This is a genomic window from Leyella stercorea, from assembly GCF_021531655.1.
Genome location: NZ_JADYUF010000012.1, coordinates 36,113 through 60,345 on the forward strand (window position 1 = coordinate 36,113; position 24,233 = coordinate 60,345).

Here is a 24,233-nt window from a genome sequence, read left to right on the forward strand (position 1 = left end):
AAATCTCTGACTAACATTAAAACAACATAGCCCGGAGCGATGCCCCGGGCTATGCCAAACCTATATATTATATAAGGTGTATTTGTCGTATGATAAACTCAGACAAGCGCTTTTAGTTGGCCTGTTCTGACATAAACTTGATTCTAACGAGTCTGATTTCGTTCTCCTCATAGTCGTCGCCGAGCTCTTCCAGGGCAGCCTTGATGCTGTCGGTGTCCGATTCGCGGAAGTACTCGTATATGTCGTCTATCTGGTCGTCGTCCATCACGTCCTCAAGGAAGTAGTCGATGTTGACCTTTGTACCGCTGTAGACGATGGCGTCGAGGTCGTCGAGCAGGTCGCTGAACTCCAGATTGAGAGCCGAAGCGATGTCGTCGAGCGGCATGCGGCGGTCGAGATAGTGGATTATCTTTATCTTCTTCATCGAGTCCTTGGCAACGGTGCGTACGAACATTTCCTCCGGACGCTCTATCTCATTGTCCGAACAGTACTGGCGTATGAGTTCGCAGAACTCCTTGCCGTAGCGTTTTGCCTTGCCCTGACCTACACCCTGGATGTTGCGCAGTTCTTCGACAGATACGGGATACATCGTTGCCATCTGCTCGAGCGAGATGTCCTGGAATATGACGTAGCCCGGAAGCGACAGCTTGCGTGCCATCTTGCGGCGCAGGTCTTGCAGCATGCTGTAGAGCGTAGGGTCGAGTGCGGCTGCTCCATGGTCGTCAGTCTCTTCGTCGGCATTGTCGGTGAAGTCGGTGTCTTCGACGTATGTGAACGGCTGCGGATTGCGGACGTAGCGCTTTCCGGCTGCCGTCACCTTGAGCAATCCATAGCTTTCGATGTCCTTATGTATGTATCCGGCTATCATTCCCTGCCTTATCACTGGGCTCCACGTCTTCGGCGGCATGTCTTCGCCAGCTCCGAACTCTTCAAGTTGGTCGTGATGATGCGACACAATGTCGTCCGTTGCGCGTCCTTTGATAAAGTCGATGACGTAATCCTGGCGGAATCCCTCCTTAACGGCAAGCAGCGAGCGCAGCACAATGAGCAATGCCTCCTTGCCGTCGCGCTTCACCTTGGGATGCAGACAGTTGTCGCAGTTGCCGCAATTGTCCTTGGTGTAGTCCTCGCCGAAGTAGTGCAGCAGCAGTTTGCGGCGGCATACCGACGACTCGGCATAAGCTGCGGTCTCCTGAAGGAGTTGTCTGCCGATGTCCTGTTCGGCCACTGGCTTGCCTTCCATGAACTTCTCGAGTTTCTGCAGGTCCTTATGCGAGTAGAAAGCGAGGCATATGCCCTCGCCACCGTCGCGTCCGGCGCGTCCAGTTTCCTGATAATAGCCCTCCAGACTCTTCGGTATGTCGTAGTGAATGACAAATCTCACGTCGGGTTTGTCAATGCCCATGCCGAATGCTATGGTAGCCACGATGACGTCGATGCGCTCCATGAGGAAGTCGTCCTGGGTCTGCGAGCGTGTGGCAGAGTCGAGTCCGGCGTGATAGGGTGCTGCCTTGATGTCGTTGGCCTTGAGTACTGCCGCCAGATCTTCTACCTTCTTGCGCGATATGCAGTACACAATGCCGCTCTTGCCCGAATGCTGCTTCACGAACTTTATTATCTGTCGGTCGATGTCGTTGGTCTTCTGCCGCACCTCATAGTATAGGTTCGGTCGATTGAACGACGAACGGAACTCCTGCGCTTCGGTGATGCCGAGGCTCTTCTTTATGTCCATGCGCACCTTGTCGGTGGCCGTAGCGGTGAGTGCTATGACTGGAGCGTTGCCTATTTTCTGTATTGTAGGGCGTATGTTGCGGTATTCGGGACGGAAGTCGTGACCCCATTCCGATATACAGTGTGCCTCGTCAACAGCGTAGAACGAAATCTTGAACGAGCGGAAAAACTCGAGATTGTCCTCCTTATTGAGCGATTCCGGAGCCACATACAGCAGTTTGGTGCGTCCGGCATATATGTCGTTGCGCACCTGATTGATGGCTGCCTTGTTGAGCGATGAGTTGAGATAGTGTGCCACACCCGATTCTTCGCTCAGTCCGTTGATGACATCCACCTGGTTCTTCATCAAGGCAATGAGCGGCGATACGACAATGGCTGTGCCGTCCATGATGAGCGACGGCAACTGGTAGCACAAACTCTTGCCACCTCCAGTAGGCATGAGCACAAAGGTGTCGTTGCCTGCAAGCAGATTGCGTATTATGGCTTCCTGTTCGCCCTTGAACGAGTCGAATCCGAAGTAGTGTTTCAGTTGTTCATTGAGGTTAATTGTCCCAGTCATAGTAGTAATATTTAATATGAGTTTTGAATTTTGAGTTTTGAATTTTGAATTGTCGGCTGCGCCGATTAAGAATTGATGAATTAGGAATTCAACACTCAAAATTCAAGACTCAAAATTGCCGTAGACGACTTATCCAAAACTCAAAATTCAAAGCTCAAAACTTCCTCCAAAGGAGTTTTTCTATTTCAAGTTTGACTTTTCAAGTTGCTTCTTGGCGTAGTCGAGTGTCACGGTGAACTCGTCAACCTTCTTCGACGGCACCTCAAACATTGCGTCCATGACGATGGCTTCGACTATCGAACGCAGTCCGCGGGCTCCAAGCTTGTACTCAACGCCCTTGTCGACGATAAACTCCAGGGTGTCGTCGTTGAAGTGGAGTTTGATGCCGTCCATCTCAAACAGCTTCTCATACTGCTTTATGATGCTGTTCTTGGGCTCTACGAGTATTCGGCGCAGCGCCTCACGATCAAGCGGATTGAGATATGTAAGCACCGGCAGACGACCTATTATTTCCGGTATCAAGCCGAACGACTTGAGGTCTTGCGGCAGGATATACTTCATAAGGTTGCCCTTGTCGATATGGCGCACGTTCTGCACCGAATTGAATCCCACTACGTGAGTGTTCATTCGCTGTGCTATCTTGCGCTCGATGCCGTCGAAGGCGCCGCCGCAGATGAAGAGTATATTGCGTGTATCTACGTGGATATAGTCCTGGTCGGGATGCTTACGGCCTCCCTTCGGGGGCACGTTGACCATTGTTCCCTCAAGCAGCTTGAGCAGTCCCTGCTGCACACCCTCGCCGCTTACGTCGCGTGTGATGCTGGGGTTGTCGGCCTTGCGTGCTATCTTGTCGATCTCGTCGATGAACACTATGCCTCGTTCGGCAGCCGCTACGTCGTAGTCGGCCACCTGCAGCAGACGCGAGAGTATGCTCTCCACGTCCTCACCTACATAGCCTGCCTCGGTGAATACCGTTGCATCTACGATTGTGAATGGCACCTTGAGCAGCTTGGCAATGGTTCGTGCAAGGAGAGTCTTGCCCGTTCCGGTAGAGCCTACCATTATGATGTTGCTCTTTTCTATCTCCACTCCGTTGTCGTCTTGCGGCTGTTGCAGACGCTTGTAGTGGTTGTAGACAGCCACCGAGAGATATTTCTTGGCTTCGTCCTGTCCTATTATATATTGGTCGAGATAGTCCTTGATTTCCATCGGCTTGGGTACGTCGCTCATCGCAACGTCAAATTTCGACTTGCGCTTGCCCTTGCCGCCGGGTCCCAAGCCCGCCTCGCACACTATCTGATATGCTTGCTGCGCACAATTGTCGCAGATGAATCCGTTGAGTCCGGTTATAAGGAAGTTGACATCCTTCTCTGCTCTTCCGCAGAAGCTACATACTTTTCTTGGCATCGCTACTTCCTACTCCTTTCCTGCAATTGGTGTCATTTCGCCGGCAGCATCGAATCCCGGCTTCTTGGTCATTACAAAGTCGATCATTCCGTACTCTTTTGCCTCCTCGGCTGTCATCCAATAGTTGCGGTCGGAGTCGGCCCACACCTTGTCGAATGGTGTGTGCGAGTGGTCGGAGATGATGGTGTACAGCTCCTTCTTGTACTTCTGAATCTCGCGGGCCTCGATTTCGATGTCCGAAGCCTGTCCCTGCACACCGCCAAGGGGCTGGTGTATCATCACGCGGCTGTGCTTCAATGCCGAGCGCTTGCCCTCCTTGCCTGCCACGAGCAGTACGGCTGCCATCGAGGCTGCCATGCCTGTACACATTGTAGAGACATCGCTGGTGACAAATTGCATTGTGTCGTATATGGCGAGGCCTGCCGTAACGCTTCCGCCGGGCGAGTTGATGTATATCGAAATGTCCTTGCCCGGGTCAACCGAGTCGAGATACAGCAGCTGTGCCGACAGGGTGTTGGCTGTGTAGTCGTTGATTTCGGTGCCGAGGAATATGATGCGGTCCATCATAAGGCGCGAGAACACGTCCATCTGAGTGACGTTCAACTGGCGTTCCTCAAGTATGTACGGGTTGAGATACTGCGCCTGGGCTCTCACCACATCGTCGAGCACCATTCCGCTCATACCGCGGCTGGTAGCGAATTTTCTGAAGTCGTTCATATAAGTGTTTACTTTTCTGTCTATATATATAAATAATGTAGAGACCGTTACTTATCGCCCTACATTATACAAAGATACAAAAAATTTCTTGTAATCCGATTTATTATTGCATATATTTTTACGTCTCCATTTTTCAAATGGATTGGCTTGCTTTTCAAAAGGAGTCCTTTTGGGTTTCAAAAGGAGTCCTTTTGGGTTGCAAAAGGGGTCCTTTTTGAGTGCAAAAGGAGTCCTTTTCGGGTGCAAAAGGAGTCCTTTTGCGAAACGGCCTAATTTCTATGGCTCTGCAGGGGTGCAAAGTGCGCTTTTCTACACGAGTGAGTCGAGCCTGCGCTTGAGTTCTTTCAGCTCGTCGCGCACGGATATCAGCGTGGCAAGAATGTCCGAACTCTTGTCCACACCGGCGCGGTTCTTGTTGAGCATCTTGCGTGCCGCCGCCAGCTTGAAGCCGCGCACTTTCACCAGATTGTGTATGGTGCGTATCTGCTCAATGTCCTTCTCGGTGTATTGGCGCACGCTCTGGCCCACCGTCTTGGGCTTGAGGTGGGGAAACTCCGACTCCCAGTAGCGCAACGTCGACTCTCGCACGTCAAACATAGCCGCCACCTCCTTGATGGAGTAGTATAATTTCACATTCTTGTTGGTATTCAGTGCCATATTAGTCTTAATTTATTTGCAAAAATAACCAAAACAGAGTACCTTTGCAAACGTTTTAGGAAGAATTTAATACAAAGTACATAATATTATATAATATGATGACAGCTAACGAAATCCGCGACTCGTTCAAAAAGTTCTTCGAGTCGAAAGGACACACCATCGTACCAAGTGCACCGATGGTAATCAAGGATGACCCAACGTTGATGTTCACCAATGCTGGTATGAACCAGTGGAAAGACATCATTCTCGGTACTCGCGAACCGGAGCCGCGACGCCGTGCCGACACCCAGAAGTGCCTCCGTGTGAGCGGCAAGCACAACGACCTCGAAGAGGTAGGACACGACACTTATCACCACACAATGTTCGAGATGCTCGGCAACTGGTCGTTCGGCGACTACTTCAAGGAGGGCGCCATCGACTACGCATGGGAGTATCTGGTAGACGTATTGAAGCTTGACCCCGCCGATCTTTACGTTACCGTATTCGAAGGAAGCGAAGAAGAAGGACTGAAACGCGACGACGAGGCTGCATCATATTGGGCTAAGCACGTGCCTGCCGACCATATCATCAACGGCAACAAGCACGACAACTTCTGGGAAATGGGCGATACGGGTCCTTGCGGACCATGTTCGGAGATTCACCTCGACTCGCGCACTCCTGAAGAGAAGGCCAAGACTCCAGGTCGCGAACTCGTAAACAAGGACGACCCGCAGGTTATCGAGATATGGAACATCGTGTTCATGCAGTACGAACGCAAGGCCAACGGCTCGCTCGTACCGCTGCCTATGCACGTTATTGATACCGGTATGGGATTCGAGCGTCTTGTACGCGCCATGCAGGGCAAGCACTCCAACTACGACACCGACATCTTCCAGCCTATCATCAAGCAGGAAGAGGCCATCACCGGCATGAAGTACGGCGTCAATGAGGACACTGACGTGGCTATGCGTGTATGTGCCGACCACCTGCGTGCGGTAGCTTTCTCTATCGCCGACGGACAGTTGCCGTCTAACGCCAAGGCCGGATACGTCATCCGCCGCATCCTGCGCCGCGCCGTACGCTACGCCTATACCTTCCTCGGACAGAAGGAAGCGTTCATCTACAAGCTTATCCCCGTGCTCACAAACGAGATGGGCGAGGCTTTCCCCGAACTCAAGGCTCAGCACGACCTCATCATCCACGTCATCAAGGAGGAGGAGGACTCGTTCCTCCGCACACTTGAGAAGGGCATCAACCTCCTCTCTTCGGCTATGGAAGAGCTGAAGAAGCAGGGCAAGACACAGCTCGACGGCGTGCAGGCTTTCCGCCTGTTCGACACCTACGGATTCCCCCTCGACCTCACCGAACTCATCTGCCGTGAGAACGGATTTACTGTAGCTGAGGACGAATTCAACGCCGAGATGCAGAAGCAGAAGGAACGCGCACGCAACGCAGCAGCCGTTGAGAACAGCGACTGGGTGAACCTGCGCGAGGGCGAACAGCAGTTCGTGGGCTACGACTTCACCGAGTACGAGTGCCACATCCTGCGCTATCGCAAGGTGACACAGAAGAAGAACACCTACTACGAACTCGTATTGGACTACACACCGTTCTACGGCGAGATGGGTGGTCAGGTCGGTGACACCGGCGTTCTGGTAAGCGAGAACGAGACAGTGAACATTACTGACACCAAGCGCGAGAACGGCCAGTCGATACATATCGTAAAGGAACTGCCCAAAAACGCTGAAGCTGACTTCATGGCATGCGTCGACGTTGACGCCCGCGAGGCTTCGGCAGCCAACCATACAGCCACACACTTGCTCGACTATGCTCTGAAGCAGGTGCTCGGCGACCACGTTGAGCAGAAGGGCTCGTTCGTTTCGCCCACCACTCTGCGCTTCGACTTCTCTCACTTCTCTAAGGTTTCAGACGAGGAGCTGCGCAAGGTAGAGCGTCTGGTCAACGACCTTATACGTCAGGACTTGCCGCTCGACGAGCATCGCGACACTCCGTTTGAGGAGGCAAAGAAGCTCGGTGCCATCGCACTCTTCGGCGAGAAGTATGGCGACAAGGTACGCGTGGTGCGTTTCGGACCCAGCTGCGAGTTCTGCGGTGGTATCCACGCACAGTCGACTGGCCGCATCGGATTCTTCAAGATTATCTCTGAGAGCAGCGTTGCAGCCGGCATCCGCCGTATCGAGGCAAAGACCGGAAAGGAATGCGAGGAGTTGATGTACAATGTTGAGGACTCTCTGAAGGCTATCCGCACTCTCTTCAACAACGCCAAGGACCTTCAGGCTGTCATAGGCAAGTACATCGAGGAGCACGACGCTATGAAGAAGAGCATCGAACAGTTCCAGGCTCAGGCTGTAGAGCGCACCAAGAGCGAACTCATCGCTAAGGCTCGCGAGGTGAACGGCGTTAAGGTTATCACCGCCGTACTGCCCATGGAGCCGGCAGCCGCTAAGGACTTGATGTTCAAGCTGCGCCAGGCTGTAGCCGAAAACCTGCTCGCTGTCGTCGGCACAGTATCTCACGACAAGCCGATGCTGAACGTTGCAATGAGCGACAATCTCGTTAAGGACCACTCACTCAACGCCGGACAGATGGTACGCGAGGCTGCCAAGCTCATCAAGGGAGGCGGTGGCGGTCAGCCACATTTCGCCCAGGCAGGCGGAAAGGACAAGGACGGACTGTCAGCAGCAGTCGACAAGGTAGTCGAGATGGCTCAGCTGTAAGTTCAATAGAACAATAAATACACACATAAAAAAACTCGTTGCTCATCCGCTTAAGGATGTTCAACGAGTTTTTTTCGTTTTATTTAGAATGTATAGCCAACTGCTATACGCATACAACCCTTGTTCTGCTCATAGTCGAGTCGCTTGGTAGCATAACCCAAAGAGACATCAATGCTGTGGTCGCCCTTGGTTGCTATCGACACACCTACAGCCGGCTGAACGCTGAAAATGGCATCATACAAAGCATCGACACCTGCGTCTACCTGCGCAAAAGGATAAACCCTATCGGCAATGGCAATCTGCTTTGCCTTGTACTTTACACGTGCCATAGCATTTACATAAATGCCCGACTCATCAAAATTTTCTTGAATGCCACTGTGATTGTCAAAAGTATTCTTCTCGGTGTATCTGCCTACGCCCACACTCAAACCTGCATAAAGGTTCTCAACGGGCAGCGGAGCCAATGCCGAGAATCGTGCACCTATCATATTTGTAAACTTCACCTTATTTGTTTCATTCGACTCTTCTGCTGTGACGGTCATCGGTGTATACGTTTCCAGTTCAATGCTGTAGTCCAATGACTTCAAGAACTGTGAGAAACCGCTTCCGTTTGAATTGAAGCTAAGGCCAGCCTTGAATCCAAGCATGTCCATGCCACCGCCGTCCATGATAGTGCGGGTGTAGCCAAAGCCTACGTTGAAGTCAACATTCTTGCTCACAGGCACCTTCACACCGATCGAAGGATTGATACGTCCCCAGCCTGTTCCTTCGCCACTTGTGAAGAAGTCGTAGCCTCCCTGCAGCGAAACATAGGGGGTGATACCCTTCATCGGGAAATCGACCTGGGCACGAACGAATGCCGGAATGCTTACCGAATTGAACTTGTCATCGACATATGCACCTGTACCCACGCCCAAATAGAACTGGTTGGAGAAGTGTTTGCCGAATTCAGGCTGTAAAGAGAAGAAGCCACCTCCACCTCTTTGCAGACCGAAATCATAACCCAAATTGATACCGAACTCTGTTGTTCCCTTCACATCCTTTTGTGCTGACATACCTAAAGCCCAAACTGATGCGATGACAAATAAAAAGATTTTTTTCATTGTAAAGTTTGCTTAATTTAATAAAAGCAGCGTCACAACATTCCGTACATATATATACCACACGTTGCAAACACACGGTATTATTATAATAAGGTATAGCCATATATATAAATAAGGTATAGCCATATATATAATAAGGTATAGGGCATAATGTCCCTACAATACATTAAGTACAGAACGATAACGCTTTATCTAAGTTTTCGTATTTGCGACTTTCTTCAGAAGTCATTTGTATAACTCTCAGTTGTGATGTGTCTATCGTACACGTATTCACTTTTTGTGTTGTAATCTGTTTAGTTCTGTCTGTTTCTTATTACCTAATTTAATGTTTGACAAACCGTTAGCTCTCTCTTTCAATAAGCGAAACGTTCTTCACTCATTGTATATTACGATGCAAATTTAGTAAAAAAGGATGAATAAAAAGGAAAAAACAGGAAAATATACGATTAAAATATTGTGATACTGGAGTAAAACGTAATGTATTGATTAACTGCCCAGGAGGGTAAAGTCAAAAGTCTAAGCAGCACGCCCCGAAGGGGCAGAAGCACATAGCCCAGGGCAACGCCCTGAGGTAAAAAGCCACCAAAAACAATGCGCCCTGTAAGGGCAAAAGCGTTAATTATCAATGCTTTTGCCCTTACGGGGCGTTTTGCTATATTCTATCCGTACACCCAAGGCGCTGCCTTGGGCTATGTGCTTATTGGGCTTTCAGCCCGTATAATTGAGTTTTGACTCACCATCCTCCTACTATTTGCATTGCCTATTCAATCTCAAACTTAACTATTAACATCATCACTCGAAATGTCGGATGAAGCAACATAAATATACCCGGTTTCCAAAAGGAGTCCTTTTGGACTGCAAAAGGGTTCGTTTTGGACTGCAAAAGGAGTCCTTTTACAATGCAAAAGGAGCCCTTTTGGAATGCAAAAGGACTCCTTTTTGCGATGACATGCAGCACAGCTGATGTATCATAAAAAAATATGCGTGATGTATCTACAGCGTATCTACACCTCAACTGAGGCGTAGCCGCCCGACTCTTTATACTATTCCAGCGGCTCGGTCTTCAACTCCACTACCCCACCCGTTGCAGGGTCGAGTATGATGTGCGATGTAAACTTCTTGCCGAACAAGGCTCCATTGAGCATCTCAACTGTGCCGAACTGTGCGGCATCGGTCTCGTAATAGCCCAACGGCTTGCCCTCTGCTGTAGCCAACGTGATGCGGATGTGTCCGGGACGTACCACTCCCAGGTTGAAGTCGTCCTTCATCTTGGCAACTTCGGCAGGTGTTTCGGGCAACGGCTTCGACGACTCTGTGTCCTCAATGTTGGCATATACGGGGTCGCCCGAATAGTCGTCGGCAGCACATAGGCCGAAACTCTTTGAGAAGCGGAACACTACGGGACGCAGATTTTCCTTTGTCGGAATGAAGCTGATGACGGTTGCCGTGGTGTCAACGGTCGTTGTGCCCTGGAACAATTGCATGAGTGCCGCCTCCTGAGTGGCAAGCTGGCTATACATAAGGCGCAACTGCTCGCCGTCCTTCGGCATAAAGTCGGCCTCACCACGCGACAGCTGCGAGCGCGAATCGCGTATATCGTATATCTCCTGTGCCACGAGCTGCGCCATCTTGGGCAAGTTGCCAGCCGAGAGAATGTCCTGGCTCATATAGTCGCGGGGGTTGAGCGGAGCCTTGCGGGGCGACGGCACGAAGGCTGCAGAAGCCTTGGCACGCTGCGCCTTGGTGTTGATGGCAAGCAGCGAACCGTCGGGTGCGCAGTCGACTGAGAGTATACTGTGCTTCTTGTCGATAGCTACTGTGTACCGGCGGTCGGCATCGGCACGTCCCTCCGAGCTGAACGACACGCCGACGATGCGATAAGCAGTCTGCTGGGTGCTTACACCTGCCTTGCCGAAGTACAGCTGCGAGAATCCGGCAAGCTGTCCCGGCTGGGTCACGGTTTTCTCTACAAGCACCTGCATACGCACCGCTGTCTTGGGCAGCGAATACGACAAACCGTCAACGGGCTTGTCGCCACCAGCCATTGCCGACGTTGCGGCTAAGGCTGAGAGTAATATAGTTGATAGTATCTTCATATTTACTTATATCTTGTTAACTCGTATCTTGTCAACTTATGTCTTCTCTTAATACATAGCCTTGAATGCTTCGGGCAGCGCGGCGATAATGTCGCTTGCCACGAGCGACTCCTTGCCCACTCGCTGCGCGGCTATGTCGCCTGCCAATCCGTGCAGATACATGCCCACAATGCAGGCGTTCTTGCGCGAATATCCACGTGCCAGAAGTCCCGTGATGATTCCGGTGAGCACGTCGCCGCTGCCTGCTGTAGCCATACCCGAATTGCCCGTAGTGTTGAACATAACATTGCCGTCGGGCATGCAAAGCGCCGTGTGATGGCCCTTCAGCAATATATAGGCGCGAAGATTCTCTGCCATGTCGCGCGCTACAGCCAGACGCTCGCCGTCGCTGTGGCTTGCCGTGCCCGCCAGACGGTCGAGCTCGCGCGGATGCGGGGTCATAATCATGTTGTCGGGCAGCTGGCTTATCCACATACCGTGCGACCCGAGCATGTTCAAGGCATCGGCATCGAGCACCACCGGACATTGTGTCTGCTGCAACTGCGACATCAATGCGAGCGCCGAACCTTCGTCGCGACCCAGTCCCGGACCTATGCCTACGGCGTTGAACTCTTCGGTTGATATCGCCTCCGAATAATAGTTCTCGCTGTCGGGATGAACTATTGCCTCGGGTACTGACATTTGCATTATCGCGTAGTTGCAACGTGGAGTGAGCGTAGTCACCTTGCCCACACCGCTGCGCAAGCATGCCCGTGTGGCGAGTACGGCGGCTCCAGCCATGCCTTCGCTTCCGGCTATGAGCAGCGCGTTGCCCATCATGCCCTTATGGGCGAAATCGTCGCGGCGCAACATCATCTGTCGCACGAGGTCGGCCTCAACGGTTGAGTAGGCGGAAGGAATGCTCTTGATGTAATCTTTCGACAGACGTATGTCGAGCACACGCACCACTCCGAGGTATTGCTGGCAATCGGCAAACAGCATTGCCAGCTTCTTCATCTGCAGAGTGAGCGTAACGTCGGCGCGTACTATGGCCATTGACGGCACACCGGCATTGTCTTCGGTCATCAGTCCTGACGGAATGTCGATGCTGACAACGCGTGCCGGCGACTGGTTGATGTACTTCACAAGCGAGACGAAGCCGCCCTCCAATGGCTTGTTGAGTCCCGAACCGAACAATCCGTCTACTATCAGCGTCTGTTCGGTGAGTTTTGGCGGGTCAAAATTGGTAGACACCTCTGTGAAACGGTGTATCAAGCCCTCGCTAACGAGTCGGTCACGGTTCTTGGCACATTCATCCGAGAGATGACCGTGTACGTTGAACAGATAAGCATCAACGCTATAGCCCTTCTCAGCAAGCATGCGCGACACCGCCAATGCGTCGCCGCCATTGTTGCCAGGACCTGCAAACACCACAACCGGTGTGCCTTGAGGCCACTGCTGTTGAATGGCTGCGGTGATGGCACGCGCTGCACGCTCCATCAAATCTATCGATGCTATCGGCTCATGTTCGATTGTATACTTGTCGAGCTCGCGTATCTGCGCTCCTGTTAGTATCTTCATAATTCTATAAGGTATTTTTATGGATTTTGCACTTCTGTCGTCTTCCACGCCATACGAGTGTGGTCGAAATGACTGTGCGACTGTGCAAAAATACAAAAATAAAAGGAAATAGTAGCCCTAACTACCGTAAAAAGGGCTTAAAATGATATATTATGAAACGTATGGGCACAAAAAAAGGGGCTCCGCTGAGTCCCAACCTTTGTTAACCTTAAATCTAATACCATGAAAAACATTGCAAAGATACGCTCATTTTAAGATACGGCAAAATTTTGATTACAATTTTTTGTTAACGAGCACAATTTCAAAGTATTTTATTGATTTGTATCAACAGGTTTGCAATATTTGTTGTATATTTGCAGCAGATAAACTGCATCCTGGCTATTGAAGCCTTTTTCATTACGCTTTGCTGCAATATCAATGTACTAAAAAAGAGGAAACGTGTACAATGAACAATATGAACACGACAACAAAGCAACTGCTTAAAGCTACAATAATAGCATGTATAGCGGTCGTAACCATAACCTTACTGGTATGCAATCCAAAGCAAAGCAATAACGATATGGCGCAAAACGGCAACATGCGGTGGCTCGACGACTCGATTGCAGCACTCGCCCCATCGGCTCTGCAAGCCATAGAGCGTGGCATGAACGAGGCCGATGACAGCACGACTTACTACGAGTACATGCTGCGGAAGGCTCTCTTCTACAGTCTGACTGAGCACCCCGAGCGTGCCGACACGCTCATCGACAGCGTCAAGACATTCGTAACACAGCAGGACGACGGCTATTACGCCACCAACGGAACGTACCTCTCGCCACGGCTCAACTCGCTTATGGCTGGCGCAAAGGCTTGCCAGGCGGCTCGATACATGAGCAATCACCGCGACCCGCGACGCATTGTAGCCCTCAATAAAGAAACTTACAATCTGCTGCTCAACAGCAACAGCAAGCACAATCTGCCCAAGACGTGCGCCAATATGGCTGACGCCTACCTGTTGTGCAACGACCTTCCCAACGCAGCCAAGTGGTATAGGCGTGCACTTTTTCTCGTCGACTCGCTCAATTTGCCCCAAAAGGAGAACATAACGCTATACATGGGACTGGCACAGATTTACGTTATGCTGCGCAACTACGACAAAGCCAAGCTCTACTACGACCAGACCGAACCTCACGTCAAGGAAATGTCACCCTCGATGCAGGCTTATTATATCAACAATCTGGGCAACTACTACTACTACCAAGACGACTATAAGAATGCGCTACAGAGCTTCTTGCGCATGAAGAAACTACTCGAACAGCACGGCATGATGCGCACGTTCGACATGTACTTGTGCAAGATCAATCTGGCTGACGTGTACCTTAACCTCGGCAAACTGAACGATGCTACTGCCATGCTGGATGATGTAGAACCTTACTTCAGAGCGCAAGGCGACAACACATCCATTTATTATTGCAACACAATACGCTTCGGTATTGCCGTGAGAGCAGGCAGAATGCAGGAAGCCGGACGCATTATGGCTGACAAGACCGATGACTCGCTCATACCATACACGCTTGTAAACATACGCAACAAATACAAACGCAGATACTACGAACTCACCGGCGACTACGACAAGGCATACGCTTTGCTCAACAAGTCGATAGCCTACAACGACTCTATCGAACACAACCTCTCCAACATGCGAACCGCCGAGATAATGTCGCGTTTCACTACCGACACGCTGCAGTTGCACCACGACCTCGCCATTGAGCACAAGAACGCCGAGATACAGAGCATAAAGTTCACCAGCACATTGGCCATTTCAATCGCCGTTACATCCATTCTGCTGCTCATACTGTGGGTTCTGTATCTTCGCAAACGCCGTTTCAAGGTGCAGCTGAACATGATGAACCTCAAGCTCGACAACGTTCGCAATCGCATATCACCCCACTTCATGTTCAATGTGCTAAACAACAGAATCATAAAGTCGGACGCCAAGGAGACCAACGAGCTTACCGAGCTGGCACAACTGATTCGTGCCAACCTCGATATGTCGAGCACTTTGGGCGTAGAACTGCAAAAGGAGCTGGAATTCGTACAGCAATACGTACGCGTGGAAAGCTATCTGATGGGCGACGACTTCAACTTCAGCATCGACATTGCGCCCGATGTGGATGCCAGCAGCGTCAGGATTCCGTCGATGTTCATACAGATTATGACCGAGAACTCTATCAAACACGCCCTCCGAAACAAGGAAGGCATCAAGCTATTGAGCATTACCGTAAGACACGAACACAACAATACGGTGATAAGAGTGACCGACAACGGACCGGGATTCAATCCAGTCACGCTACGCCGCAAGACCGGTATGAACATCATTTCGCAAACCATAGCTGTGATAAATTTGCACAACAAGGACAAAATAAGGTTTGACATACACAACATCTACAGCTCTGACGGAAAGCAAATCAAGGGGTGCGAGGCTATGCTGAAAGTGCCCGACGGAGTGAAAATAGAGTGAAACAAACAAAGCTACTGAGTGAAACAAACAATAAAAAACCAACAATATAAACAAACTAGGATATGAACATCATCATTATTGACGACGACCGGAAGGCTGCTGAGACCCTTAAGAGCAAACTGACAGAATACGATGAAATAGAAATCATCGGTATGGCGCACAACGGAATGGACGGACTAAGGCTGTATAACGACAGCAAACCCGATCTGATGTTTCTCGATGTGAACATGCCCGACATCTCTGGTATTGAATTTCTTGAGCGCATTGACATGAATGCGAGCCACCATTGCCGCGTCGTTATGTACACTGCACACAGCCGATACATGCTGTCGGCATTCCGCAACAAGGCTTTCGACTATCTTCTGAAACCCATAAACGATGCCGAACTGCGCACCATCATACGCCGGGTGTGCATCGACATGAGCACCGAACAGCCACGCACGCCGTCCACTCCAGCCACTCCTGCAGCCCCGACAATCATCGGCGACGGCATAGCAAGGCGCAACGACGGCAAATATATCGTCTATACCAATGCCGTCGACTTCCGTCTGGTAGACATCAACGACATCGGACTCTTCGCATACAACAGCGATTTGCGTGTATGGGAGGTGACTCTGGCAGGCGAGAAACACCCTATCCGACTGAAACGAAACATAAACAGCGATATGCTTCTGGCTCTCAACGACACACTTGTGCGTGTAAGTCAGAAGCATATCATAAACATCATATATCTGATGGAAGTGGCTGACAACACCTGTCATTTCTATCCTCCATTCGATACGTTGCAAGAAGTGAAGGTAGGACGGCTGTTCCGCAAGAAACTAATCGACCGTTTCAGCAGCTTCTAATCCCACCTTATTAATATATAATGGCATTACCGAAATCGGCAATGCCCTTCTTTTTTATTATACAAGAGCTATACCGTTGTCGGTGATGTTGATCAGTCGGCGGCGGTACAGGTCGCCAATGGCACGCTTATACACCTTTTTGCTCACCTGGAAGCGTCGCTTTATGTCTTCAGCATCGCTGCGGTCGCCCAGGTCGCACACTCCTCCGTTGTCCTTAAGATACTGCAGCAGCGTCTCCGAGAAGTCGAGTGTCTGCTGACGTCCGGTAGGCTGGAGCGTCACATCAATCTTGCCGTCGGGGCGAACCGTATTGATATAACCCTTCACACGGTCGCCGGTGTGCAGATAGCGGAACACCTGGTCCTCGTAGACAAGTCCCGGATAGCAGTTGTCTATTATCACCTTGAATCCCATTTCGGTCTTCTGCCACACCAGCAGGTCCACCTCCTGTCCGTGATTGTAGAAAGGATGGCGCTCGGCAAAGTAGCGTTCCACCTTGGCAGAAGCCACGATGCGATAGCTCTCCTCGTCGATATGCACGTGCACAATATAGCTTTCGCCCTTCTGCATACGCTTCTTCTGCTCGCGGAAGGGGCAGAAGAGGTCCTTCATCAGTCCCCAGTTGAGGAATGCTCCGTACTCGTTGACCCACGAGACTTCCAAATAAGCGAAGTCGCCGACCTTACAAAGCGGATGCTCAGTAGTAGCGACGGGACGCTCTTCCTGGTCGAGGTATACGAACACTTCAAGTTCGTCGCCTGGTTTTGTACCCTCCGGTACATAACGTTTGGGCAATAATATCTCGCCCTCATCACCGCCGTCGAGGTACAATCCGAAGTCTACCTCCTTCACAACGGTCATCTTATTGTAATCGCCAAGTTTTATCATAAAGTTCTATTTGTAAACAGTTAAACAATTAATTAGCTATAGGACAGCAACAATACAACATGTTGAAAGCCCTAATAGTTTATAGACCGAAATGCAATAGCTCAACAAATGCGGGCTGAAAGCCCAATAATCACATAGCCCAGGGCAACGCCCTGGGTAAGAGAACAAGCACAATCTTGCGCCCTGCAAGGGCATAAGCTCTTATCATCAATGCTTTTGCCCTTACAGGGCGCATTGTTATTTGGAATTAATCTCCCCAGGGCGCTGCCCTGGGCTATGTACTTCTGCCCCTTCGGGGCGTACTGCTTGCGTTCCAATTGTCTTATCCTTGTTAAACTATTCTATTATTACACTATATCGTTCTTCACTTCACTTTCCTCTGCATCCTTTATCTGTCCGTCCTCGATATGTATTGTGCGGTCGGTGATGCTTGCCAGATGCTCGTCGTGAGTGACAATGACGAAGGTCTGGCCGAAGCGGTCGCGCAGGTCGAAGAAGAGTTGGTGGAGTTCGGCCTTGTTCTTTGAATCGAGCGAACCCGACGGTTCGTCGGCGAAGACTACTGCCGGATTGTTGACAAGTGCACGTGCTACGGCAACGCGTTGTTTCTCTCCACCCGACAGTTCGGCAGGCTTATGCGATGCACGTTCAGCCAGTCCCATGAACTCAAGGAGTTCCATGGCGCGCTTCTTGGCTTCAGCCTGGCTCTTGCCGCCTATGAATGCCGGTATCATAACATTCTCGAGGGCTGTGAATTCGGGCAGAAGCTGATGAAACTGGAACACGAATCCTATATGACGGTTGCGGAAATCGCTCAACTTCTTTGTCGAAAGGCTGCGCACATCTACCCCATCGACAACGATTTCGCCGCTGTCCGGACTGTCGAGTGTGCCCATTATCTGCAACAATGTTGTCTTGCCGGCGCCGCTCGGACCGACAATGCTCACCACCTCACCCTTGTTGATGTGGAGGTCGATGCCCTTGAGCACCTGAAGCGAGCCGAAACTCTTTGTTATTCCTTTAATGTCAATCATATTGAATTTTGAATTTTGAGTTTTGAATTTTGAATTGTTCTCGGCTACGCCTGCGATTATGAATTATCCAATTTTGAATTTTGAGTTTTGAATTTTGAGTTGTTCTCGGCTACGCCTGCGATTTTGAGTTATTCATTTTTGAATTTTCAATTACAGCTTCTTCTTTATCCACTTGCCGATAGCCTCGTATGCACTGTGTTCCTCGGTATGTTGCGGCTGTGCGAAGGTCATTTCGTCCATAGCATCGCCGTGCTGGTCGGGGAATATTATCATGATGTTGGAGCCCGAGAAGTGGCGTGTTATCTCGTCGGGCAGGAACTCCAGCGCGTTCTTATACGACACTGTGCCCTTGCGCGCGGTCACTACTACAAACAGATTGTCGGCTGATATGGATGCAGCCAGGCTTGGCATCTCTGCCCAGTGCGCCATCTTGGTGTACGACACGCGCATGTCGTGATGGCGGCTGAGCACATAGTTCTCTATCAGCGGCAGCACATCCTCGCGACCGAAGAACTCCGTGTGGCACTCCAGATTGCTGCCCAACCGGCACAAGCGTTCAAGCCATCGGTAGAATCCCGGTTCAAACTGCCCCCTTGAAGGTACAGCTACCTGTATGCGGCGTATTGTGGCGAGCGGCTGGGTGAGTCGTGCCATGATGATCTGGCTGTTGAGTCCGTTGAACAGACTTTGATGAAACTCGCCCCAGAACTTCTGCGACACCTCGGGATGCATGTGCATACCGATGAGTATTTCTGTTGCGCGGAACTCCTTATAGGCATGGCGTATGCCGTTGGCGATATTCGCCGCCACGCGCACTTGGGTCTGCATGTGTATGTCGGCAGCCGCTGCATATTGCGTCATGCGCTCCAGCAGGCGCTGACCCTGCTCCTGCTTGCGCGGCATGTCATCGTCGTCGTACACCACATTGAGTCCCACCATCTGCGTAGTGTTCTTTGGACTGCGCATCATCATAGCCAGATTGACCAGTCGCTGGGCATATTCGGGATAGCGCATGGGTATGAGCACCTTCTCCTCGCTTTCGTTTGCCGTAGTGTCTTCGGGCATTTCCTTGTCACGCAAGGTTATCTGCTGCGCCGCGCGTTCGGTCACTATGGTGGAGATGATGCACGTGAAGAGTATCATTATTACCACTCCGTTGAGCATATCGTCGGTGACGAGCGGCACGCCCGGCTCCACCTCCATCTTCATGCCCACCATCACCATGGCAATGGCGCCCGCAGCGTGTGCCGACGTGAGTCCGAACATCATATTGCCCGACGATACGGGCAGGCGGAACAGCCTACCGGCGAGATAGGCAGCCACTGCCTTGCCCACCGTTCCGAACACTACTATCATTATCACTACGCCCACTATGCCGCCTCCGGCAAACAGCAGTCGCAGATTGATGAGCATGCCCACACCTATAAGAAAATAAGGTATGAATAGCGCATTGCCTATGAACTCGATGCGGTTCATCAGCGGCGAGACGTGCGGAATGAAGCGGTTGAGGATGAGTCCTGCCACGAAGGCTCCGAAGATGCCCTCCAGTCCGACGGCTTCACTTAGCGCAGCGCTCATGAACAGCATCGACATCACGAAGATAAACTGCATCACGGCATCGCTGTAACGGCGCAGAAACCATCGTGCCAGGCGCGGTATGAGCACCACCATGAGCACGCAGTAGCCCACAAACTTGCCCACAAACCACAGCCAGAACATCACTCCCGTGTTGCCGCCGTATGCCGCCACTATTGCAGCCAACGACACCAGCGCCATAAGCAGCGATATCATCGACGAGCCTACCGACAGCGTGACGCTGGGCTTGCGCTGCAGTCCGTATCTGCCCACAATGGGATAGGCTATCAACGTGTTTGAAGCCATGATGCAACCCAGCAGCAGCGAGGCGAGCGCCGAATAGTGCAGCACCGTTATGCATGCCACGTATGTCATGATGAAGGGCACGGCGAAGGTGAGCAGTCCGAACACTCCGAAGCGCCCCTTGTTGCGCCTTACGCCCTCGATGTCCATCTCGAGCGAGGCAAGAAACATGATATAGTAGAGTCCTACCTTGCCAAACAGCTCGAAAGAGTCGTCGCGCACCAGTATGTTCAGACCATACCGACCCACTGCCACACCTGCCAGCACCATTCCGATGATGTGCGGAATGCGCAGCTTGCCCATCACTATCGGGGCAAACAGAATGATGAGCATCACCACGAAGAAGATGAGTGTGGGGTCGGTTATTGGAAAACAACTGGCTATATCGGTCATGTCGGCTTGAGTTTGGGTTCTACATCGTGGGGTGCTGGATTATCATAACTCTTGCAAAGTTACAGAAATTCCGTTTAAAACACTCATAAAGCCTATTAAACTTGACATAAGGGCACAAAAAAAAGCGGACAAGTCTTGAAAACCTGTCCGCTTATCGGAGTGGGCGTTGACGGATTCGAACCGCCGACCCTCTGCTTGTAAGGCAGATGCTCTAAACCAGCTGAGCTAAACGCCCGATTGCTTCAATCATTGCTCTTAGCAGTATTGCTTAGTTCTTTAAAGCGAGTGCAAAGGTATAGCTTTTTTCTGTAACCTCCAAATGTTTTTCCGTCTTTTTTCAAGAAAAATCAAAAAAACTTTTCAAAAGGACTCCTTTTGCCCTCCAAAAGGGCTCCTTTTACCTTCCAAAAGGACTCCTTTTGCTCATCAAAAGGACTCGTTTTGCACTCCAAAAGGACTCCTTTTTTTTAGTGTTTAATTTTTAATGATTAATGTTTAATTTTTGATTGCTATTTATAGTTGTAATAGGTGCAAACTTTTCGTTCAAATTCCACAATAATTATATAAAAGAGGCGTTATACGAATGTGTTTAAACGCATATACATATATATAATAGCCACTCTGACGCTTACGCTTGTCTCCCTACGGAGCCATGCGCAATACGACGTGGCATTCAGCCATTACTTCGACATGGAGCCGTCGTTCAATGCCGCATCCGTGGGCAAGGAGTCGAAGCTCAACGTTTCGGCGGCTTACGCAATGGACTTTGCCGGATTCAAGCACAACCCTCGCACCATGTACGTCGGGGCGGATATGCCGCTGTATTTCCTTAAGTCGTATCACGGAGTGGGCTTGCAGTTCATGAACGACAAGATCGGACTGTTCACCCATCAGCGTCTCGCCCTACAGTATGCCTTGCGCCTTAAGATGTTCGGCGGGCAACTGGCGGCAGGCGTATCTGCCGGTCTGCTAAGCGAAACGTTCGACGGAACCCAGCTCGACCTTGAAGACACGAGCGACCCGGCTTTCGCTTCGTCGAAGCTCGACGGCAACTCTGTCGACCTGGGCGCTGCCCTATACTATACCCACCGCAACTGGTATGCCGGACTGTCGGTGCAGCACCTCAACTCGCCGCTCATCAATCTGGGCGACAAAAATGAATTGCAGGTTGACGCCACCTATTATCTCACGGGCGGATGCAACATACGATTGCGCAACCCTTTCGTTACGATTAAGCCCTCGCTGCTCTTTCGTACCGACGCAACGGCATGGCGCGCCGACATAACAGGGCGCGTTGTCTATACCAACGACCGCAAGATGATGTACGGCGGCGTGAGCTACTCGCCTACCAACTCGGTGACGTTTCTCGTAGGCGGACGTGTCCACGGAGTACTGCTGGGCTACTCTTACGAGATGTACACGTCGGGCGTAAATCCCGGCAACGGCAGTCACGAACTGTACGTGGGCTATCAGGTAGACCTCAACTTAGGCAAGAAAGGACGCAATCTGCACAAGAGCGTGAGGACGCTGTAGGAGTTTTGAGTTTTGAATTTTGAATTTTGAATTGGTCGGCTTCGCCGATTAGGAATTATTCAATTTTGAATTAGCAAGGCTCAGCAATGACCAGTAAGGTTTTAAAGAAAGGCTCAGAAAGGCCCAGCAATGCCCATTAAGGCTTAAAAAGGCTCAGTAAAAGATTAATAATACAAAATAGATGAATACAAGAAAAAGCATATTGATTACGGGCATCGTGGTGTTCACCATGATACTCAGCGGTTGCTTCGGCGGCAAAATGGCTACGTCGGGCGGTCGCGGAGGCGAAGTTGTAGGCGTAGGTGGCCGCAGCTTTGTCGAACCTACACCTTACGGCATGGTGAAAGTGCCGCGCGGATACCTGCATATGGGCATTGATGCCCAGGACTCATTGTGGGGCAAGCAGACACCTGTAAAGGACATTTCGGTGGACGGATTCTGGATGGACGAGACCGAAGTGACCAACTCAAAGTACAAGCAGTTTATCACGTGGGTGCGCGACAGCATTATACGCACACGTCTTGCCGATCCGCAATACGGAGGCGACGAGACGTACATGATAACCGAAGACCGCTACGGTGAACCCGTCACTCCGCATATCAACTGGAAGAAACCGCTGCCACGCAAACCCAACGAGGACGAGTTGCGCGCCATTGAGAGTGTGTACACCCGCAATCCCATTACGGGCGAGAAGATGCTCGACTATCGTCAGCTCAACTACCGATATGAGGTGTACGACTATACTGCTGCCGCTCTGCGCCGCAATCGTCTGCGCCCCGAAGAGCGTGTGCTCAACACCGACATTCAAATCGACCCGAACGAGGTAGTGATGATTTCGAAAGACACAGCCTACGTCGACGACGAGGGACGCGTTGTTCGCGAGACTATCAACCGACAGCTCTCGGGTCCGTGGGACTTCCTCAACACATACATCGTCAACGTCTATCCCGACACCACCTGTTGGGTCAACGACTTCCAAAACGCCGACAACGAGACCTATCTGCGCAACTATTTCTCCAATCCTGCATACAACGACTATCCCGTTGTGGGCGTTACGTGGGAGCAGGCCAACGCATTCTGCGCATGGCGCACGGAATATCTGCTGAAGGGTCTGGGCCCGGAGGCACGCTACGTGCAGCGCTATCGTCTGCCGACAGAGGCTGAATGGGAGTATGCCGCACGCGGAAAGTCGGGCACGGAATTCCCTTGGGAGGACAAGAGCGTGAAGAGTGGCGACGGCTGTTTCTTCGCTAACTTCAAGCCCGACCGCGGCAATTACACCAAGGACGGCAACCTTATCACATCCAAGGTGGGCATCTATCAGGCTAACAGCAACGGACTCTTCGACATGGCGGGCAACGTGGCTGAATGGACCAGCACCATATATACCGAGGCTGGAGTGGAAGCTATGAACGACCTTAACCCAACGCTCGTGTACAACGCTGCCAAGGAAGACCCCTACCGACTCAAGAAGAAGAGCGTACGCGGAGGTTCGTGGAAAGACCCCGAATCGTTCATACGCTCGGCATGGCGCACTTGGGAGTATCAGAACCAACCGCGCAGCTACATCGGATTCAGATGTGTGCGCAGCCTTGCCACTACCTCAAGCGCCAAGGAGCGGATGAAGGGTAAAAATGGAAAAAGATAAAAGGGTAAAAAAGTAAAAGAGTAAAAAGGTAAAAAAGTAAAAAGGGATAGTTAAACAAAACATAAGGCTATGACAGTTTACAGCAAATACAATATAGTTTACCATCTGCAGAAGTGGATGGACAGCGTTCCCGGACAGACGTTCCTCAACTATGCCTATAGCTGGGGTGCTTCTATAGTAATTCTCGGCACCTTGTTCAAGCTGACTCACTTGCCGGGTGCCAATCTGATGATGTTCGTAGGTATGGGCACGGAGGTCATCGTGTTCTTCCTCTCGGCGTTCGACCGCCCGTTCGACAAGACCCAAGACGGTCGCGAACTGTCTACTCATTATGATATGGAGGGCGAGTATGGCGGCGAGACTACAGCATCGGCAGCCGCTCATAACGTGAATGCAGCGGTATATAATACGAATTCAGTTGCTTCCAATACCAACGCTGCTGCACCTAATGCCAACGCTGCTGCTTATAATATAAATAATGTGGAGAATGCTCAGAACGCTCAAGGCGCTCCCGTAGCAGGCGCTAATATTATAATAGGTGGTACGTCTGGCGCACAGACATTCGACATGGGCACCACTCCCGAGATGGCTTCGCAGTTGGCAGATGCACAGACCGGCTATCTCGAAGAGCTGAAGCGTCTCACCGAGACTCTGCAGAAGGTGTCGGAGCAGAGCGTACGTCTGACTCGCGACAGCGAGGAAATGGAGAACCTCAACCGTACTCTCACCGGAATTTGCAAAGTCTACGAGATGCAACTCAAGGGTGCAAGCCAGCAAATCGGCACCATCGACGAGATAAACGAGCAGAGCCGACGCATGGCACAGAACATCGAACAGCTTAACAGCATCTATGCACGCATGATTGAGGCTATGACTGTGAACATGCAGTTAAAGGTAAAAGAGTAATAGAGTAAAAAAGTAAAAGAGTAAAAGCAACTCAAAATTGAATAATTAAAAATCGCAG

The 24,233-nt window shown here is 50.9% G+C and carries 17 protein-coding genes and 1 tRNA gene; 7 read left to right on the forward strand and 11 right to left on the reverse strand.

What is annotated here, in order from left to right; genetic code table 11:
- Window positions 1-112: 112 nt before the first annotated feature.
- From recQ to I6E49_RS05075, 4 genes are all read right to left on the reverse strand, one after another.
- Window positions 113-2,290 (reverse strand): DNA helicase RecQ, encoded by a 2,178-nt coding sequence (gene recQ / locus I6E49_RS05060; RefSeq protein ID WP_235400802.1) that lies wholly within the window; start codon window positions 2,288-2,290, stop codon window positions 113-115.
- A gap of 180 nt (window positions 2,291-2,470) precedes the next feature.
- Window positions 2,471-3,697, reverse strand: a complete 1,227-nt coding sequence (clpX, locus tag I6E49_RS05065; RefSeq protein ID WP_235400804.1) for an ATP-dependent Clp protease ATP-binding subunit ClpX — start codon at window positions 3,695-3,697, stop codon at window positions 2,471-2,473.
- A gap of 9 nt (window positions 3,698-3,706) precedes the next feature.
- A complete protein-coding gene (gene clpP / locus I6E49_RS05070) occupies window positions 3,707-4,414 on the reverse strand; it encodes an ATP-dependent Clp endopeptidase proteolytic subunit ClpP (RefSeq protein ID WP_235400806.1) in 708 nt (235 codons plus the stop codon).
- 309 nt (window positions 4,415-4,723) lie between these two features.
- Window positions 4,724-5,071, reverse strand: coding sequence for a MerR family transcriptional regulator (locus tag I6E49_RS05075; RefSeq protein WP_235400807.1), 348 nt, complete (start codon window positions 5,069-5,071; stop codon window positions 4,724-4,726).
- 95 nt (window positions 5,072-5,166) lie between these two features.
- Here I6E49_RS05075 and alaS point away from each other — a divergent pair, with 95 nt between their 5' ends.
- Window positions 5,167-7,788: an alanine--tRNA ligase gene (gene alaS / locus I6E49_RS05080; protein WP_235400809.1), complete on the forward strand. Its 2,622-nt coding sequence runs from the start codon at window positions 5,167-5,169 to the stop codon at window positions 7,786-7,788.
- A gap of 83 nt (window positions 7,789-7,871) precedes the next feature.
- On the opposite strand, the gene I6E49_RS05085 is transcribed toward alaS, so the two are convergent.
- The gene (locus I6E49_RS05085) at window positions 7,872-8,843 is read right to left on the reverse strand and encodes a hypothetical protein (RefSeq protein ID WP_235400811.1); all 972 of its coding nucleotides are present in this window, start codon (window positions 8,841-8,843) and stop codon (window positions 7,872-7,874) included.
- A 639-nt stretch (window positions 8,844-9,482) separates the two neighbouring features.
- Between I6E49_RS05085 and I6E49_RS05090 the strand changes: the two genes are divergently transcribed.
- The gene (locus tag I6E49_RS05090; protein ID WP_235400813.1) at window positions 9,483-9,623 is read left to right on the forward strand and encodes a hypothetical protein; all 141 of its coding nucleotides are present in this window, start codon (window positions 9,483-9,485) and stop codon (window positions 9,621-9,623) included.
- A 311-nt stretch (window positions 9,624-9,934) separates the two neighbouring features.
- Here the strand turns inward: I6E49_RS05090 and I6E49_RS05095 are convergent, their stop codons facing one another.
- A complete protein-coding gene (locus I6E49_RS05095) occupies window positions 9,935-10,987 on the reverse strand; it encodes a DUF4831 family protein (protein ID WP_235400815.1) in 1,053 nt (350 codons plus the stop codon).
- A 48-nt stretch (window positions 10,988-11,035) separates the two neighbouring features.
- A complete protein-coding gene (locus I6E49_RS05100; protein ID WP_235400817.1) occupies window positions 11,036-12,547 on the reverse strand; it encodes an NAD(P)H-hydrate dehydratase in 1,512 nt (503 codons plus the stop codon).
- 454 nt (window positions 12,548-13,001) lie between these two features.
- Here I6E49_RS05100 and I6E49_RS05105 point away from each other — a divergent pair, with 454 nt between their 5' ends.
- The gene (locus I6E49_RS05105) at window positions 13,002-15,047 is read left to right on the forward strand and encodes a tetratricopeptide repeat-containing sensor histidine kinase (RefSeq protein WP_235400819.1); all 2,046 of its coding nucleotides are present in this window, start codon (window positions 13,002-13,004) and stop codon (window positions 15,045-15,047) included.
- A gap of 62 nt (window positions 15,048-15,109) precedes the next feature.
- Window positions 15,110-15,895, forward strand: coding sequence for a LytR/AlgR family response regulator transcription factor (locus I6E49_RS05110; protein ID WP_235400820.1), 786 nt, complete (start codon window positions 15,110-15,112; stop codon window positions 15,893-15,895).
- A gap of 57 nt (window positions 15,896-15,952) precedes the next feature.
- Here the strand turns inward: I6E49_RS05110 and I6E49_RS05115 are convergent, their stop codons facing one another.
- The 4 genes from I6E49_RS05115 to I6E49_RS05130 form a co-directional block, all read right to left on the reverse strand.
- Window positions 15,953-16,783, reverse strand: a complete 831-nt coding sequence (locus I6E49_RS05115) for a CvfB family protein (protein WP_235400821.1) — start codon at window positions 16,781-16,783, stop codon at window positions 15,953-15,955.
- 347 nt (window positions 16,784-17,130) lie between these two features.
- Complete coding sequence (locus I6E49_RS05120; RefSeq protein WP_235400822.1) at window positions 17,131-17,817, reverse strand: ABC transporter ATP-binding protein; 687 nt, start codon at window positions 17,815-17,817, stop codon at window positions 17,131-17,133.
- Window positions 17,818-17,967: 150 nt separating this feature from the next.
- The gene (locus I6E49_RS05125; protein WP_235400823.1) at window positions 17,968-20,088 is read right to left on the reverse strand and encodes a cation:proton antiporter; all 2,121 of its coding nucleotides are present in this window, start codon (window positions 20,086-20,088) and stop codon (window positions 17,968-17,970) included.
- Between the two features lie 160 nt (window positions 20,089-20,248).
- Window positions 20,249-20,323 (reverse strand) — tRNA-Val (locus I6E49_RS05130).
- 350 nt (window positions 20,324-20,673) lie between these two features.
- Between I6E49_RS05130 and I6E49_RS05135 the strand changes: the two genes are divergently transcribed.
- The 3 genes from I6E49_RS05135 to gldL all read left to right on the forward strand — a co-directional run bounded on the left by I6E49_RS05135 (window position 20,674) and on the right by gldL (window position 24,175).
- The gene (locus I6E49_RS05135; RefSeq protein ID WP_235400825.1) at window positions 20,674-21,621 is read left to right on the forward strand and encodes a PorP/SprF family type IX secretion system membrane protein; all 948 of its coding nucleotides are present in this window, start codon (window positions 20,674-20,676) and stop codon (window positions 21,619-21,621) included.
- 181 nt (window positions 21,622-21,802) lie between these two features.
- Window positions 21,803-23,269 carry an SUMF1/EgtB/PvdO family nonheme iron enzyme gene (locus I6E49_RS05140; RefSeq protein ID WP_235400826.1) on the forward strand — a complete coding sequence of 489 codons (1,467 nt, stop codon included), beginning with the start codon at window positions 21,803-21,805 and terminating at the stop codon, window positions 23,267-23,269.
- A 69-nt stretch (window positions 23,270-23,338) separates the two neighbouring features.
- Window positions 23,339-24,175, forward strand: coding sequence for a gliding motility protein GldL (gldL, locus tag I6E49_RS05145; protein ID WP_235400827.1), 837 nt, complete (start codon window positions 23,339-23,341; stop codon window positions 24,173-24,175).
- Window positions 24,176-24,233 lie beyond the last annotated feature (58 nt).

What these genes read in the sequence shown, in the direction of transcription:
- I6E49_RS05125 (WP_235400823.1), bottom strand. Translation starts at nt 20,088, where the DNA reads ATGACCGATATAGCCAGTTGTTTTCCAATAACCGACCCCACACTCATC.
- I6E49_RS05075 (WP_235400807.1), bottom strand. Translation starts at nt 5,071, where the DNA reads ATGGCACTGAATACCAACAAGAATGTGAAATTATACTACTCCATCAAG.
- I6E49_RS05090 (WP_235400813.1), top strand. Translation starts at nt 9,483, where the DNA reads ATGCGCCCTGTAAGGGCAAAAGCGTTAATTATCAATGCTTTTGCCCTT.
- I6E49_RS05120 (WP_235400822.1), bottom strand. Translation starts at nt 17,817, where the DNA reads ATGATTGACATTAAAGGAATAACAAAGAGTTTCGGCTCGCTTCAGGTG.
- alaS (WP_235400809.1), top strand. Translation starts at nt 5,167, where the DNA reads ATGATGACAGCTAACGAAATCCGCGACTCGTTCAAAAAGTTCTTCGAG.
- clpX (WP_235400804.1), bottom strand. Translation starts at nt 3,697, where the DNA reads ATGCCAAGAAAAGTATGTAGCTTCTGCGGAAGAGCAGAGAAGGATGTC.
- I6E49_RS05105 (WP_235400819.1), top strand. Translation starts at nt 13,002, where the DNA reads ATGAACACGACAACAAAGCAACTGCTTAAAGCTACAATAATAGCATGT.
- I6E49_RS05085 (WP_235400811.1), bottom strand. Translation starts at nt 8,843, where the DNA reads ATGTCAGCACAAAAGGATGTGAAGGGAACAACAGAGTTCGGTATCAAT.
- recQ (WP_235400802.1), bottom strand. Translation starts at nt 2,290, where the DNA reads ATGACTGGGACAATTAACCTCAATGAACAACTGAAACACTACTTCGGA.
- I6E49_RS05110 (WP_235400820.1), top strand. Translation starts at nt 15,110, where the DNA reads ATGAACATCATCATTATTGACGACGACCGGAAGGCTGCTGAGACCCTT.
- I6E49_RS05095 (WP_235400815.1), bottom strand. Translation starts at nt 10,987, where the DNA reads ATGAAGATACTATCAACTATATTACTCTCAGCCTTAGCCGCAACGTCG.
- clpP (WP_235400806.1), bottom strand. Translation starts at nt 4,414, where the DNA reads ATGAACGACTTCAGAAAATTCGCTACCAGCCGCGGTATGAGCGGAATG.
- I6E49_RS05100 (WP_235400817.1), bottom strand. Translation starts at nt 12,547, where the DNA reads ATGAAGATACTAACAGGAGCGCAGATACGCGAGCTCGACAAGTATACA.
- gldL (WP_235400827.1), top strand. Translation starts at nt 23,339, where the DNA reads ATGACAGTTTACAGCAAATACAATATAGTTTACCATCTGCAGAAGTGG.
- I6E49_RS05115 (WP_235400821.1), bottom strand. Translation starts at nt 16,783, where the DNA reads ATGATAAAACTTGGCGATTACAATAAGATGACCGTTGTGAAGGAGGTA.
- I6E49_RS05140 (WP_235400826.1), top strand. Translation starts at nt 21,803, where the DNA reads ATGAATACAAGAAAAAGCATATTGATTACGGGCATCGTGGTGTTCACC.